The following is a 15,571-nucleotide window of genomic DNA, read 5'->3' on the forward strand; positions in this document are numbered from 1 at the left end:
CACATGTTTCCCTTGTATGTGACCGTGAACCACTGCTTCCTTTTTTCACGGGCACATGTTTCCCTTGCTTATCTTTTAAAAAAAGCTACGCGTCCAAAAGAACCTTGACTTTTCCATCAAGGTTCTTCTTTTCATTCAAATGTCCCTTTCACTAACGGACGCTTATTTTCCACCATTACTTGCCCCTTTGCGATAACGGTATCAATCTCGAGGTCTTGATCAAGCAGCACCAGATCTGCGTCTCGTCCAACTTCAATCCGGCCTTTTTGCGAGAGCTTTAAAACCGTTGCCGGGTTCGCTGTGATGACGCGGATGGCAACCTCCAGCGCAATCTCCTCTGTCACTACCGCTTCCTTCACCGCTTCATACAAAGAGGAAACTTTGCCAATTTGCAAACCGATCAGTTCTCCATTTTCATCAAAATCTGGCAGGCTTGCCTGTCCATCGGATGTGAAGGTAATTTGGCTGATGTCGACACCCGCTTCAAGCATCCGCTTCAAGGCGACGCTGCATTTGACCTCCCCCTCTTCCAAAAACTTAGGGATGGAGCTGGTAGTGAAGTCCACCCAGCCGCCCTTTTTCGCATAGTCGATACCTGCTTCAAATAAGTGCGGATTTCGGTTGATGTGGGTCGGGTAAAATTGCCGGATCGGGATATCGGTATGCTCGACCACTTCCTCGATTCGCTTCAAATGGTCTAGGCTATCGCCAACATGAATATTGACGATGCCGCTTTTTCCAGCCAGCATCCCGCCGATCCTCGCAGCCGAGGCAATCTTTGCCAACTCCTCGACCGTCGGCTGAGAAGAACGATGATCGGCAATCGCAATCTCGCCCGCTCCAATTACTTTATCAATCAGAATGATGTCGTCCTCGATTTTGCCAGTAAGCGTTTTGACTGGAACCTGATAGGAGCCAGTCTGCACATAGGTGGTAATCCCCTCTTCCTCTAACGCCCGTGCCTTGGCGATGAGACCCGGCATCGTTCGTGTCGTCCCATCTGTACCGAGAACGCCGACAAGCGTAGTGATGCCAGCAGTTGTCGCATCGGTCAGCTGAATTTCAGGCGTCCTAGTGCGGAATCCACCTTCGCCACCGCCGCCAATCAGATGAACATGGGAATCGATGAAGCCAGGAACAATCTTTTTCCCAGCCGCCTCGATGACCCTTACTTCGACAAACTCATCGGGAATCTTCATTTCCTCCTCGATAAAGCCAATTTTCCGATCAACTACGAGAATATCTTTTTTGCCAAGATACTCAGGAGCGTAAACCTCTCCATTCTTAATCAGTAGCAGCATATGCTGTCCCCTCCTCCCTAAAAAGCTGCTTGACAGCCTATTCTTATCATACTATAATTTCGAATTAATAGGGTGGCACCGCGTGTTCAGCCACGTCCTATCCAGATGGATAGCGGCGTGGCTATTTATTTTGCCATAAAGAGAGGAAGAATCAACATGGAGAAAGAGCAATGGTCATCAAAAATAGGCTTTATCCTTGCCGCAGCAGGTTCGGCAATAGGAATTGGGGCGATCTGGAAGCTTCCGTATGTGACAGGAGTCAGCGGCGGCGGAGCGTTTTTCCTCTTATTCCTTTTATTTTCGTTATTCATCGGTCTGCCGCTGCTGCTGGCGGAATTTGTGATTGGCCGCAGCACTGGGAAGGAAGCCATTCGTGCTTATTTACAAATTGCTCCAAAAAGCAATTGGTATTTCATCGGAATTTTAGGGGTGGTCACGAGCTTCGTGTTGCTAAGTTTTTACAGTGTCGTCGGCGGCTGGATCTCGCTTTATTTTATAAAAGGACTTGCTGGCGGAATTGTCCAGGAAGGTGCTGATTACGGTGCTTTGTTTGGGACGACGATCAGCGATTCGACGAGCGTCCTCGCTGCGCAGGCGACGTTCTTGCTTGTCACGATCCTCGTCGTCGCCAAAGGCGTCCAGTCTGGGATTGAAAAAGCGAGCAAACTTCTCATGCCAGCTTTGTTCCTGCTTTTCCTCATCCTCATCGTCCGTTCTTTAACTCTTGATCACGCGCTTGCTGGCGTAAAGTTTTTCCTGGCGCCCGATTTCGCAAGTATCACCTCCGAAAGCATTTTGTTCGCGATGGGACAGTCGTTTTTCTCTCTAAGTATCGGTGTTTCAGTGATGGTAACCTATAGCTCTTACTTGCCGAAAAAAAGCAGCATCATCCAGCCTGCCTTATCGGTCGTCGGAATGAACCTGTTCATCGCACTGCTTGCCGGATTGGCGATCTTTCCGGCTGTATTCTCACTTGGTTTTGAACCAACTGAAGGGCCGGGACTATTATTCGTCGTCCTCCCAGCCGTTTTTGAAAAAATGGTGTTTGGCGAGCTGTTCTTGCTGCTGTTTTTGGTCCTTTTCCTGTTCGCAACTTTGACTTCGGCATTCTCGATGCTGGAAATTGTCGTTGCCACGCTTGCGAAAGGTGATCGTACGAAACGAGCTAAATTTTCCTGGATTGCCGGCGGATTGATCTTCCTGCTTGGCATCCCATCTGCGCTGTCGTTTGGATCGCTTGCAGAGGTAACCTTGTTTGGAAAAAACATCTTTGACTTAGCTGATTTTCTAGTAAGCAATATCCTGATGCCGCTCGGCGTCCTGCTGATTTCGATATTCGTTCCGCTAAAAATCAAGAAAGAAGTATTGCGGCAGGAGCTGCTGCAACATTCCAAAGCAGGCAGCTGGTTCTTCCATCTCTGGTATACGGTCATGAGATTCATCGTACCAGTCGTGATCATCATTGTATTTCTTGATTCTCTTGGCCTGATTTAACAGAAAGCTGGCGTTTATTACGCCGGCTTTCTGTTTTTATACACTACTGTTTCAGAAGTATAATTTTTCCCTGTATTGCAAAACCTGTTAGGTAGATGACTGCATCGGAGGAATTCTGTATGTTCTTCAAGAAACAGCAAAGCCTGGCTCCTGACAGAATAAAGAAAGAAACGACGGATGACAAGGAGCTAATCCCAGTATCTAAAGATGAGTTCATCTCCATCATGAAACAGCGTCTCCAAGATGGTGCGGATTTTAAGACAAAGGAATTAGCCAATGGATTCACGCTTGTTTTTCTCGACACTTTGACAGATAAGAAAATGCTGAATAAGGATATTTTGGCTCGTTTGGGAGGAATTTCTGCTACTCCGGATGAGGCTCTAAAAAGCATCACCGTTTCCAGTACTTCAAAACAGAAGTATATAGAAGATGGTGTCGATGCGATATTGAAAGGCGCTGTATTGGTGCATTCTGCTGGGTACCCTGTCATCATCAGCGCAGTGGTAGCTACCCAGGAAAACCGTTCATTGACCAAACCGGAAACCGAATCCCAGGTAATGGGACCACAAATTGCTTTCAATGAGAGCCTGGCGACGAATATTTCCTTGCTCCGCCGGTTTCTCACCAATGCCAATTTATGCAATGAAAGTTTTACAGTAGGAAAACAAACGAATTCAGCTGTCGCACTGCTTTATTTAAAAGACATTGCCGATGAAGAAATGGTGGACCGGATGCGTGAGCGTATCCAGGGGATTGAGATCGATTCAGTTATGGACAGCTCCAACCTGAGCCAGCTTATCGAAGACAATTCGATGGGGATTTTCCCGCAAATGCTGCTGACGGAAAGACCGGACCGCGCCTGTTCTTGGCTATTGAACGGGAAGCTAGTGGTGCTCGTCGATGGCAGTGTCCAGGTCATCGGGGCTCCACAATCCTTCATGGAATTCTTTGAGAGTATGGAGGATCAAAATGTCCGGTGGCAGATCGCTACTTTTCTCCGCCTTCTCAGGATGTTTTCCATGGTTGTCTCGGTTTTTTTCACCCCCATTTATGTAGCGGCTTTGACTTTCCATTACGAAATCATTCCGCAGACCTTGCTGGTTCCGCTTGGTGAGTCCAGGTCGCGTGTCCCTTTCCCGCCGATTATTGAGGCACTATTGCTGGAAACGATGATTGAACTCCTGCGGGAAGCAGCAGCCCGGCTACCAACGAAAGTCGGGCAGACTATGGGTATCGTTGGCGGTATCGTTGTAGGAACAGCTGCCGTCGATGCCGGATTCACCAGCAACATCCTGATCATTATCATCAATGTTAGCGCCCTGTCATCCTTTACCTCACCAAACTATATGATGGGCAATGTGATCCGGATCTTGCGCTTTCCATTAATTATCTTAGCTGGTTTTTGGGGCTTTTATGGACTAATGTTCGGCTTCTGCTTCCTATTGATTCACTTGATTCGCCAATCCAGTCTGGGAAGCCCGTTTTTGGCTCCGTTTTATCCGCCAAGGTTTGCCGATTGGCGAGATAGCATCATCCGCCTGCCAATCGGCTGGACTAATTATCGGCCAGCACAGACAAGACCGCTGGACCGAAAGAAATACAGAGCTCGAAAAACCAAACAATAAAGACGTGGTGTTTTAAATGAAAGTCCTTATCGAGCCTAAACCGCAAAATATGATCAATACGATCCTGCTTATGTTCGTGATCCATTCGATGCAAGTAGGAGTTGGCATCCAAGGTTTCCAGCGGATCATCTATATGGAAGCCAAGCAGGATGCCTGGATTTCCGTCATACTCAGTGGAATCGCAGCCGCTCTTGTCGGATTTATCATGGTCAAAACTTTACATTCCTATAAAAATTCGGACCTTTACGGAATTCAATACGATGTGTTTGGGAAATGGCTTGGGAACCTGTTGAATATCCTTTTTGTCTGTTATTTTCTCGCAGCCTTTCACATGGTCGCCCGAAACTATATTGAAGTCATTCAGGCATGGATCTTCCCTGAAGTTCCGAGCTGGCTGTTTTTTTTCTCGCTCCTTTCCCTAGTTTACTACGGGTTAAATGGCGGGCTAAGAACTATTGTCGGCGTCAGCTTCTTTAGTGTTGTCCTTGCCCTTTGGCTGATTCTCCTGATGGCTTTTCCCTTCCAGTTCGCCAACTGGGATTATTTATTGCCGGTTTTTGAAGCGAGCATTCCTGAGATCTTAATGGGGGCGAAGCAGATGACCTTTACCGTAGTCGGCTTTGAAATCATCTATGTCCTCTATCCGTTTTTAAAAGAAAAGGATCAGGTCCATAAATATATGCAATTTGGCCTCGGCTTCACCACCATTCTGTACCTTGCGATTATGGTCATTTCAATCGCCTATTTCAGCGGCGACCAGCTTGAAAGAACGATTTGGGGCACTCTGTCTCTTTTTAAAATCGTGCGTTTTCCGTTTATCGAAAGATTCGAGTATGTTGCCATCTCTTTTTGGATGCTATTGATTTTGCCTAATCTGATGCTCTATTTGTGGGCCGCCACCCGCGGATTATCGCGAATATTCAATAAAAAAGAACAGAAGGTCAGTTGGAAGCTGCTCGTCTTTTTATTCCTGACTCTCCTCTATCCCCTTAATAGGATCCAAATCAATATGCTGGATGATTATTTTGCAAAGGGCGCTTTATTTTTGATTTTTGGATACCCTTTCCTCCTATTTATTGCGGTTGTGATGAAAAAGAAATTTTTTTCAAAAAAAGGAGGAAGCGCCAATGTCCCCAAAAATAAATAAACTCTTCCTAGTCCTCCTTGTCGTGCTCCTGTCAGGCTGTGCGGATTCGAGAACGCTCGAGAGAATGGGCTTGATTACAACACGTGGTTATGATTTGACGGAAGACAAACAAATTCTCGTTACCATGGTACTGCTGCAAATCGATCCCGAGGCGAAAGAGCAAACAATAGCCTTGTCGGCAACAGCAGATACTAGCAAAGGAGCGAGAAGCAAGGCCGATTTAAAGAGCCCCAAAAAATTGCAGTCAGGCCAGCTTCGGGTAGCGCTGTTTAGCGAAGAGGTAGTTCGTGCAGGTTTGATTAATCTTACAGACACACTGTCACGCGATCCTGCAATCAGTGATCTTATCTATCTAGGTGTTGTCGAAGGAAGCGTCCACGAACTTCTCACACAAAAGACCGAGGGTATCTCTGACACGAGCCAGTTTATTTACAAGGAACTGGAGCAAAATATTAAAGGCGAGAAAATCCCCTCGTCAACCATGCAGGAAGTCATGCATGATTTTTATGCCCCTGGTGTTGATCCTGTCATGCCAACTTTAAAAGGAGGAAATGGGGAAATCACTATTACCGGCATGGCGTTGATCAAGGAAGACAAAATGGTTGGCAAAATCAATACCCAGGAGGCCTTTTACCTCAAGCTGATTAATGACCGTTTTGAGGCTGGATCAATCGAACTTTCGATCGACAAATCGGAGTTTGACATACCTGATTCTGAGGAGACTCCCGAGAAGCTGACAGTGGTAATCGACACCATCACCAGCTATGGCGATATTGATCTGATTAACAAAAATAACCTACAATTCGAATTGAAGGTCAAGTTAAAAACAAGGCTGCTTGAAATCAACCAGGCATACGATTTAAAGAGCCCAGCAAAACTAGAAAAACTGGAAACGAAGCTTTGCGAAAAAATAACCTCAGACTTGGAAGCACTAATTGAAAAAGCACGCCAAACTGGGGCAGACCCATTCGGTTTTGGCGAAATCTATCGAAAGAGCGTCAGAGGATCGAATCTAACCTCAGCCAAATGGCACAAAATGTACCCAGAAAGCAAGGTAAATGTAAAAGTAGACCTGGAAATTTTACGGACCGGTGTAGTGGAATAGACAGCAAAGCGCCGGGCAACTCGGCCAAACGCTTCTACGCCACATTCGATGGCAGGCGGGGCTGGCGCTTCTTAGTGCCTCACCGCCTATCACGCCACGTCTGGCTGCTGGCTGGCGCGTTTGCTGGAGGAACGCGATGAGTGGAAGCCTGGCAATCGAAAGATACCCTTATGTAGGCAAATCCATCCTCATAAGGGCACCATTCCGGACGAAAGTTACCCTCTTAGAAAACCCGTAAGTTATAAATTTCAAAAAAATTGAGGGTAAAATCTTTTTTTTGAAGGATTCTATACTTTGTACTTAATACAAAAAGGAGGAAATAAACATGGCTAATCAAATTGATACAAATAAATTGAAACAAGCAGAGGCAATTACTTCTATTGTAAAAGATATGATCACTTCTGCAATTGAACAATCTGCTGCGAACACTACACTTACTTCAGAAGCATTAAAACAAGCATCAAATGATGTTGCACAAGTACAAACATTAATTAGTCAAGTACAATCGCAGATACAAACTCAATCTTCTTTATCAGAAGAATAAAATCAATGGATCTTTTCTAGAAAGCATATATTGGTATTTAATACAAAACGCAATTATGGGGGATTTTGTGAGATACAAAAACCCCCTTTCATTTTAAGTAATCGCCGGCACCAGATTATTCTAAAAGAACTAAAGCGAATCCTTCCTCATAAGGGCACCTTTCTGGATGAAAGATACCCTTACGCAGGCAAGTCCATCCGCATAAGGGCACCATTCCAGCTGAAAGATACCCTTATCCAAGCGAATCCTTCCGCATAAGGGCACCATTCCGGACGAAAGATGCCCTTATGCAGGCGAACCTATCCGCATAAGGGCACGAAAGATACCAAAATAAACACAAAGAAGCAGCGCCTTTCATATTCAGGCGCTACTTCTTTTTATCCGATCATAATTCTTTCTTCGGCATGTTTCACTGCTTGTTTTTTGTTTGCCTTTGCTAAGGCAAACGCGAGGGTTAATGGTCCTACTCTTCCGATAAACATCATTAAGGAAATCAGTACTTTTCCAGTTGGGCTTAAGTCAGGAGTTAGCCCCAATGACATACCAACCGTTCCAAAAGCAGATATAACCTCGAATAATAGTACGTTTAATGGCACGCCTTTTTCCGTAATCGTTAAAATAAATAAGATTAACAGCACAATAAAAGCGGAGTAAATCGTAATAGAAAAGGCTCTAAAGATTAATTCCTTTGGTATTCTTCTTCCCATTACTTCGACATCATCTCTGCCTCTGATTATCGTCCCTACCGCCAAAATGATTACTGCAAAGGTAGTAACCTTTATCCCCCCTGCTGTTCCGCCTGAACCTCCCCCAATAAACATTAACAACATAGTTAAAAATTGGGAGCTTAACGTCATATCCGCTGTATTCAGTGAGTTAAACCCAGCAGTACGAGGGACAACAGCATGGAAATATGCGCCAAGAATTTTTTCCTTTAATGGTAACTCACCTAATGTACCAGGATTGTTATATTCTAAAAACAAGATAAAAATCGTGGCAGTAATATTTAAGATGAACGTGATTAGTAAGACTATCTTTGTATGCAACGCTAACTTCCGGAGGGACTTCTTTTTTATCAAATCCAAAATCACGGTATAACCAATCCCGCCAACGATGAGCAGGGAACTCAATGTCAAGATGACGGTTGCATCCCCTACATAACTTGTGACACTGTTGAAATTTCCCATGATGTCAAATCCAGCATTGTTGAAGGCTGATACAGAATGAAAAATTCCATAATAGATCGAGTTTGGAAAACCAAAGTCAGGTGCCCAGCGAATCGATAAAATTACGGCACCGGTCGCTTCGATTAAAAAAGTAAAGCCGACAACAAACTTCACGAGTTTAACCATACCCTCTAAGGAAATTTGATTTAATGATTCTTGGATCATCATACGTCCTTTTAATCCAATATTTTTCCCAAGGAAAAGTGCAATTAGGATTCCAAAAGTCATAAATCCAAGTCCGCCAATTTGAATGAGCAGCATCAGAACAATTTGACCAAAAAGGGTAAAGGTTGACTGAGTATCAACAACTACCAATCCCGTCACGCAAACTGCAGAGGTAGCTTCAAACAAAGCATCAATAAACGATAAATAATTTCGATCCTTTGTAGCTCCTGGCAACATCAACAGCATGGTTCCGATAAAAATAAGGACTAAGAAACCAAGCGCAAGCGTCTGGGCAGGATTTATTTTAATTAACCTTTGAAAACTTAAATAAGATTTGAAATGATCCATTGATACTGTCTCCTTATAAAGTTATTTTCCTGTACCTGGAACACTTCGGTTGGTACCATCAACCTTATCAATTCATTCCCATATGAAAAGACCATTCCAAAAAAACGAATGGCCTGTACTCTTCCAATACATCCACTCTCAATAACGCTTACGAGGTTAGCTGACGGATTAGGAGTTGAGAGTCTCCTTCTACATGAATAGATTCACCCCAAAAAATGGTTCCCCCGCTCAAAATGATTAAGCTATTTTTATCTTGTATTAAAATAACTCTTTAGTCCTTCATTTGTCAATACCACCATAAGGCAGGTCATCCTAAATCAATAGCTACTACCCGATAAAACGCTTATAATGAAAGTGAATGGAAAAACCAGAAAGGGAGACATGATACGATGGCACTTAGAGCAATTTTTAGCGATATTGACGGAACATTATTAAAACTATTTCGGCATAACAAATCAGGAAATCATGGCAATCGGAGATAACTTTAATGATATGGATATGTTAACCTACGCAGGCTTAGGAGTTGCAATGGGAAATGCTCCAGACGAGGTGAAAAAGATCGCCGATGAAGTAACTTTAAGTAATGACCAAGATGGTCTAAAGTACATATTGCAAAAGCATTTTCCTTTCTAATCAACTATTTATCGTTTCTTTTAGCCTCACTTTTGAAAGAATACCCGATAGGAATGGTAGGAATGCAACTAACCCAATTGCCCAATCGACACCTAAACTATCTGCAATCATTCCTGCCATTAATGCACCGAATGCATAACCGCTATCACGCCAGAAGCGATAGACGCCCATTGAGGAAGCTCTCCATTCGGGTCCAGCCAAGTCGCTTATCGCAGCCTGCAGTGTTGGATAAACCATTGCAGTTCCAAGACCCAGTAGCATTGCTCCTGCTATCCACAACCAATATTGGTCAACAACGAGAATGAACCATAATGCGGCAGCTTGTGTCCACATTCCATAGGTAATCAGAATTTTTCTGCCAATCTTATCACTCAATGTACCAGTGAATAACTGGAAAATGCCCCAGGCAGCCGGATATACTGCTACAATCGTACCGATTTGCCCGACAGTTAATCCAGCAGCAGTGAAGTAGATTGGAAACAGACCCCAAGCCATTCCATCCTTCAAATTCGTGGATAACCCCGCAAAGCTGATGCTTGATAGACTTTTATCCTTCCAAGTTGTCAGAGCAAATACTTCCTTTGCCGATCGGGTCGGTTCAGAAGTTCCTGCTCCACTATTCTTGATTTGAAGCTTTACATGCTCTCCCGTATCCTTAACAATTAATGATAGCAGAATCCCGACCACGACAATGCCGATTCCAATATAGAATGGCTCTGGTCTTAGTGAATAGGATGAAGCAATATAACCCGAAACAGCAGCCATGATCGCTACACCTGAATAGCCAGCAAACTCGTTCAAACCTACTGCGGTACCGCGCTGGTTTGCCTTTGATATATCGATTTTCATATTCACCGTCATTGACCATGCCAGTCCCTGGTTAATCCCGAGCAGGATATTCGCAGCAATGATGACCCACCATGCATGTGCAAATATGATTAGGATTGGCACGAAAAAACCTACAGACCAACCTAGTAATAAAACTTTCTTCCGTCCAAGCCGGTCCGCAATTTGTCCTGCAAAATAGTTTACAATTGCTTTAGAAAAGCCAAAACTGATAATGAATGATAACGCGGCGCTGGTAGATGCCAGTCTGAACTGTTCCTCCCCCAGCAAGGGAAGAACAATTCGCTCAATCCCGACCATAGAACCAACAAACAGGTTCGTCACAACCAACAGGATGAATTGAATGATATTTTCCTTCATTCCGATTTTAGGTTGCATCCATTTAACCTCCATGAAGAAAGCCTGAAAAAATTCAGGCTCCTTTTCCTTGATTCTCTTTTCCCATTTTCTTAAAATTTTCCTAATCGTTTTAATGCTGGATTTGTTTCCACTCATTTATTCCTGCCTCAAGTAATGTGGCACGAAAACCCTTTGCCTTTAAAAGCTCTACCGCTTCAGTCGCATAAACACAATATGGTCCACGGCAATATGCCACAATTTCTTTGTCCTTTGGCAATGAGTCTAGGCGGTCTTCCAATTCCGAAATCGGAACTGATAAGGCATGAGGCAAATGATCATGCCTATATTCTTCCATTGGCCTTACATCCAATAAGGTGATAGCATTTCTATTCATTTTTTCAGCTAATTCCGCAAACGAGATAGGACTTAGTGAGTTTTCTCTAAGAATGTGAGCTTCCCTTACTATATTTACTTCTGATATACGGTCCTCCGCAGTCCCTCTTAAAGCAAATACAAACATTAACACCTGTTCACTTGCCAATCGATAGATTACATAGTTTTTATCCTTTGAGTATGTGACAAGTTTCGCATCAAGCAAGGTTTGTAAATGTTTGGATGTATTAGCTATGCTCATTTGAGTGTCCGCAGCCAAAGCTTCCACTGTTTTTGGCCCTTGAGTTAGCAAGTCCAGCAGTTCAATTCTCTTTGGGCTGGAGATCGCTTTTCCAATCCGGGCGAACTCTCCGTATACGAAATCCTTAAATTCCCGTGCTTGTATGTAGATCACCTCCAAATCATTATTCAACTATTCAACCTATTAGTTGAATAATAACACAGCAAATTATTACTGTAAATACGCTTGATTTAAACTTAAAAAAACATGCCATCGTTTTACCTTTTGGCATGGTTTTCAATTTAAACCTGTACTTGATCGATTTCTTCTTTGGTTGTATACCTTACCAAGGCTGAATCTGATTGCGCCCATCCCCATATGATCAGGTATTCCCATCTCCTTCAATACAGGAGACAATTAATTCGATCTATTGGCTGGAGGATACCGGTTTCAATATTGGAATGCATGATCGTAATCAGTATGGTATCTTCCTAATTCTTTTCTATTCCCCCTTAACCCATCGTACAGCAAAGTAGCCTGCTTCTTTTTCAGATCCAACTACCCTTTTCTCAGTTTCCAATGCATCGGCCTGTTCCGCATTTAAAAAATCCGCTTCTGTCATAAAGAGTCCCAGTTGCACCTTATCAGTTCCCAATGAATACAACTTCTTTGCAGTATCTGGAGAGAAGAAAGAAGCATTAGCAAAAACACTTTCCGTCTTTTCTTCTCCTTGTATGCGATATTTCTCACCCCAGGAACTTTCCTTCCCAATAAAGCCGCATACAAATCTTCCCCCCTTTTTAAGCACTCTGATTGCTTCATTTACGACAGCTTCAGGGTCCTTTACAAATTCAAGCACGATATTGGCAACGATTAAATCAAATGTTTCATCATCAAAAGGAAGTTTTTGTATATCGAATTGAACATAATCGATATTCAAAGAAGAAGCAATTGTTTTTTCTTTTGCAATCTCAAGCATGTTACTTGAAATATCCACACCTGTAACATTCAACCCCATTCTCGCCATCCAAATGGAGTAAATACCAGTGCCGCACCCCAGGTCTAGTGCTTTCTCACCTTTTCTCGGCAGTGATAACTGGAAGATAATATTCTTCTCTAGATTGTCGACATATGATCCAATTTCTGTCGTACACCACGCATCATAAGTTGCAGCAGAACGATCAAAAAGTGCCATTAGTATATCTCCTCACTATCTTTATATTTTACTAAATTATAACAAAAGTTCAGCAGCGAACATCCTTATTTTCGCAAAAAACCTCCGCAATAGCGGGAGAAACCAATGACAATAATCTGGTGTTTAACGTAACCCTTAATATTCCTTCTAATTCGAACTGTAGTTTAAAAATATAAGAAACAGCATCTTATTTCACTGGTAATCCATATTGACATTTTGAATAAATAACCAATTGCTTGTAAATGTTATTGATAGAACTATTTAATTAACAGAACCTAGATTGGGTGATGGGAAATGTACAAATGGATTCAACGGAAAATTCACTTCAAAAAGTTAATGAATGAGAAAACAGAAATATCGGCACACTTTGTTTCATCGGAACTAAAAGAAAATGTCAATTTTATAGAGAGCATTATTCAAGAAAGCTCGGATATCATTTTTCGAAGTTTTGATATAGGAATAAATCAAGAAGTTAAAGCTTTTTTGGTCGCAGTGGAAGGATTATTTGACCAAACAGCCATACACGAAAATGTCATCAAACCGCTTATGAATCTTGATTGTGGCAGCCGCGATCTGCTGGATTGTCTAGATCATTTAGATAAAGAGCTTATTAGTTTGAGTAGCATCAAAAAGGAATTGACCATGGACAAAAGTATAGAATTCCTATTGAAAGGCGATCCCGTTCTTTTCATTAACGGGATTAACAAGGCATTTATCCTGGGAGCCAGAGCATGGGAAATGCGAGGTATTGAAGAACCTGTAACAGAAACTGTCATACGCGGACCAAGGGAAGGGTTTGTAGAAACTTTACGTACAAATACTGCCATGCTTCGGAGAAAAATTCATCATCCTAAACTTCGGATTGAACAAACAGTGATTGGAAAAATGTCAAGTACAGATATTGCCATTGTTTATCTGGATGGAATCGTCAATCCTGAGATATTGAAGGAAGTCAAAAAAAGATTGCGAAAAATCAATATTGACGCAGTCCTGGAATCTGGATATATTGAGGAATTCATTCAGGATGCGCCCTATTCAATCTTCCCCACGGTATCAAACACGGAAAGGCCGGATGTTGTCGCAGCCCGCCTCCTTGAAGGAAGAGTGGCCATCATGGTCGACGGTACAACAACGGTCCTGATGGTTCCATATCTAATGATGGAATCTTTTCAGTCTCCTGAGGACTACTACTCACGTCCCTATTATGTTTCCTTGGTCCGGAGTCTGAGGTTGATCGGATTTCTTTTATCCACTTTGGCACCGGCAGCTTATGTTGCCTTCCATGATTATCATAAGGAGATTTTCCCTACCGAATTATTGATTACCATTGCTTCGTCCCGGGAAGGAGTGCCTTTTCCCATCTTCATTGAAGTCATCCTGATGCTGGTCAGTTTTGAGTGGCTTCACGAAGCAGGAATCCGGATGCCAAGACCGGTGGGCCAGGCAGTATCCATTGTCGGCGCCCTTGTACTTGGAGAATCCGCTGTCAATGCCGGTTTAGTCAGTGCGCCTACGGTCATTGTCGTTGCCCTGACTGCCATCACCGGTTTTCTTGTAACTCCTTTATATGACGTGACGGCGTTGCTCCGCATTTTTTATCTGGTTGCTGCCGAAATTTTAGGGGTTTACGGAATTATGTGTGTCCTTGCTTTTTTCTTGCTGCATGTTGCCTCTCTTCGATCATTCGGGATTCCATATACTGCCCCATGGTTTCCAATCACATGGAGTGGATGGAAAGATTTTGTAGTTAGAGTTCCATTGAGAAACTTAACCCGGCGGCCTGAGGACCTACGGGTGTTGAATGAAGTAAGACAGAATAGTGAACAGGGCCCAAACAACCTTAATCCCAATGAAAGGGGAAAAGGAAGATGAAACAGAAGATTGCCCTCGTCCTCATATGTATATGTATTGTGACCATGTTAACAGGTTGTTGGGGGAAATCAGAATTAAGGGATGTTGGCATTGTCTCTGGAATAGGAATAGATGCAGGGACGGAGGCTGGCTTCGAACTAACAACCCAAACGATTAAACCAGGGGATCCTAAGGCAGGCACCCCAGCTTCAGTCCTTATACAAACCAGCAAAGGAGCCACTGTTTTTGATGGGGTACGAAATTTCATTATTACTGCAAAGAAAAAACAAATTTTCCAACATATCCAGGTCGTCATTATTGGAAGAGAGCTGGCAATGACCGGAATATCCCCAGCTTTGGATTTTTTTATGAGAGACCATGAACCCAGGTCCTCAATGGATGTCTTCATAGCTGATCAAACAGCAGGAGAAATTTTACAAATAAAAAATAAAGATTTCCCGATTCCTTCTTTAACGCTAAAAGAATCAGTAAGAGTGCAAGAATTTTTATCCAAGGCTCCCCAAGTAAGTATTCATAATTTTTACCAGGGTATACTAGAGCCTTATCAGGATCCCTACTTGCCCATCATCCATAAGGTCAAAGACAATTTTGAAGTATACGGAACTGCCATCTTTAACGGTGAAAAATTGGTTGGTGACCTAACCGCTTTCGAAACCCGTGGAATGTTAAGGGTTTTGGGAGATGCCAAAGCAGGCATTCAAGTTGTCAAATTGCCCTCTTCAGAAAACGAACCTATCCTGATATCCATTGAAATCAAGAAGTCCAAAAGCTCAATCAAAGCTTTATTTCAAAATGGCCAGCCATCCATACAAGTTGAAATCAAAGAAACCGGGTTCATAGGTGATGTTTCAGGGCAGATTCGGTTGGATCAACAAAAGATCAACGAAATCAAGGGACTGTATGCGAAGGCGATAAAACTAGAAGTTGAAAAGACCATTATTAAAATCCAAAAACAATTTAAATCCAATGTTTTTGACTTTGCGGGCACCATCCAACGGACAAATAAAAAATATTGGAAGGAGAATGCCAAACAATGGGATGAGATTTATCCCGAACTCAGCGTCAATGTAAATGTCCAAACGGATATTACTGCAAATGGTTTAGAAGAATAGGAAAGG

General features: G+C 43.0%; 13 protein-coding genes and 1 riboswitch. Of the genes, 8 read left to right on the forward strand and 5 right to left on the reverse strand.

The genetic code is table 11. The annotated features are described in order from the left end of the window. Positions 1–131 precede the first annotated feature (131 nt). A complete protein-coding gene (iadA, locus tag UB32_RS16215) occupies positions 132–1,301 on the reverse strand; it encodes a beta-aspartyl-peptidase (RefSeq protein ID WP_044395624.1) in 1,170 nt (389 codons plus the stop codon). A 156-nt stretch (positions 1,302–1,457) separates the two neighbouring features. Between iadA and UB32_RS16220 the strand changes: the two genes are divergently transcribed. The 5 genes from UB32_RS16220 to UB32_RS16240 all read left to right on the forward strand — a co-directional run bounded on the left by UB32_RS16220 (position 1,458) and on the right by UB32_RS16240 (position 7,216). Continuing rightward, positions 1,458–2,795 carry a sodium-dependent transporter gene (locus tag UB32_RS16220; RefSeq protein WP_044395626.1) on the forward strand — a complete coding sequence of 446 codons (1,338 nt, stop codon included), beginning with the start codon at positions 1,458–1,460 and terminating at the stop codon, positions 2,793–2,795. A gap of 119 nt (positions 2,796–2,914) precedes the next feature. Then, positions 2,915–4,420 carry a spore germination protein gene (locus tag UB32_RS16225; protein ID WP_241768529.1) on the forward strand — a complete coding sequence of 502 codons (1,506 nt, stop codon included), beginning with the start codon at positions 2,915–2,917 and terminating at the stop codon, positions 4,418–4,420. Positions 4,421–4,436: 16 nt separating this feature from the next. Next, on the forward strand, positions 4,437–5,567 hold the full coding sequence (locus UB32_RS16230; RefSeq protein WP_044395628.1) for a GerAB/ArcD/ProY family transporter: 1,131 nt from the start codon (positions 4,437–4,439) through the stop codon (positions 5,565–5,567). Further along, the gene (locus UB32_RS16235) at positions 5,548–6,672 is read left to right on the forward strand and encodes a Ger(x)C family spore germination protein (protein WP_044395630.1); all 1,125 of its coding nucleotides are present in this window, start codon (positions 5,548–5,550) and stop codon (positions 6,670–6,672) included. The genes UB32_RS16230 and UB32_RS16235 overlap by 20 nt, the downstream gene beginning before the upstream one ends. 325 nt (positions 6,673–6,997) lie before the next feature. Further along, a complete protein-coding gene (locus tag UB32_RS16240; protein ID WP_044395632.1) occupies positions 6,998–7,216 on the forward strand; it encodes a hypothetical protein in 219 nt (72 codons plus the stop codon). Positions 7,217–7,593: 377 nt separating this feature from the next. Here UB32_RS16240 and UB32_RS16245 read toward each other — a convergent pair whose 3' ends face one another. Next, positions 7,594–8,955, reverse strand: a complete 1,362-nt coding sequence (locus UB32_RS16245; RefSeq protein WP_044395634.1) for a TrkH family potassium uptake protein — start codon at positions 8,953–8,955, stop codon at positions 7,594–7,596. Between the two features lie 130 nt (positions 8,956–9,085). Then, positions 9,086–9,209: riboswitch (cyclic di-AMP (ydaO/yuaA leader) on the reverse strand. A gap of 193 nt (positions 9,210–9,402) precedes the next feature. Between UB32_RS16245 and UB32_RS19615 the strand changes: the two genes are divergently transcribed. Beyond that, complete coding sequence (locus UB32_RS19615; protein WP_277813894.1) at positions 9,403–9,588, forward strand: HAD hydrolase family protein; 186 nt, start codon at positions 9,403–9,405, stop codon at positions 9,586–9,588. Here UB32_RS19615 and UB32_RS16250 read toward each other — a convergent pair whose 3' ends face one another. From UB32_RS16250 to UB32_RS16260, 3 genes are all read right to left on the reverse strand, one after another. Next, positions 9,589–10,812, reverse strand: coding sequence for an MFS transporter (locus tag UB32_RS16250; protein ID WP_044395664.1), 1,224 nt, complete (start codon positions 10,810–10,812; stop codon positions 9,589–9,591). A 91-nt stretch (positions 10,813–10,903) separates the two neighbouring features. Further along, the gene (locus UB32_RS16255; RefSeq protein WP_241768530.1) at positions 10,904–11,578 is read right to left on the reverse strand and encodes an ArsR/SmtB family transcription factor; all 675 of its coding nucleotides are present in this window, start codon (positions 11,576–11,578) and stop codon (positions 10,904–10,906) included. A 310-nt stretch (positions 11,579–11,888) separates the two neighbouring features. Continuing rightward, positions 11,889–12,581 carry a class I SAM-dependent methyltransferase gene (locus tag UB32_RS16260; protein WP_044395636.1) on the reverse strand — a complete coding sequence of 231 codons (693 nt, stop codon included), beginning with the start codon at positions 12,579–12,581 and terminating at the stop codon, positions 11,889–11,891. Between the two features lie 294 nt (positions 12,582–12,875). Here UB32_RS16260 and UB32_RS16265 point away from each other — a divergent pair, with 294 nt between their 5' ends. Together UB32_RS16265 and UB32_RS16270 are read left to right on the forward strand one after the other, a co-directional pair. After that, entirely contained in the window at positions 12,876–14,453 is a 1,578-nt protein-coding gene (locus tag UB32_RS16265; protein WP_044395639.1) for a spore germination protein, read from the forward strand. Next, positions 14,450–15,565: a Ger(x)C family spore germination protein gene (locus tag UB32_RS16270; protein ID WP_044395641.1), complete on the forward strand. Its 1,116-nt coding sequence runs from the start codon at positions 14,450–14,452 to the stop codon at positions 15,563–15,565. Before UB32_RS16265 ends, UB32_RS16270 begins: the two co-directional genes overlap by 4 nt. Positions 15,566–15,571: the final 6 nt, after the last annotated feature.

The organism is Mesobacillus subterraneus (genome assembly GCF_000934845.1).
In the GTDB taxonomy this organism is placed as follows: Bacteria; Bacillota; Bacilli; order Bacillales; family Cytobacillaceae; genus Mesobacillus; species Mesobacillus stamsii.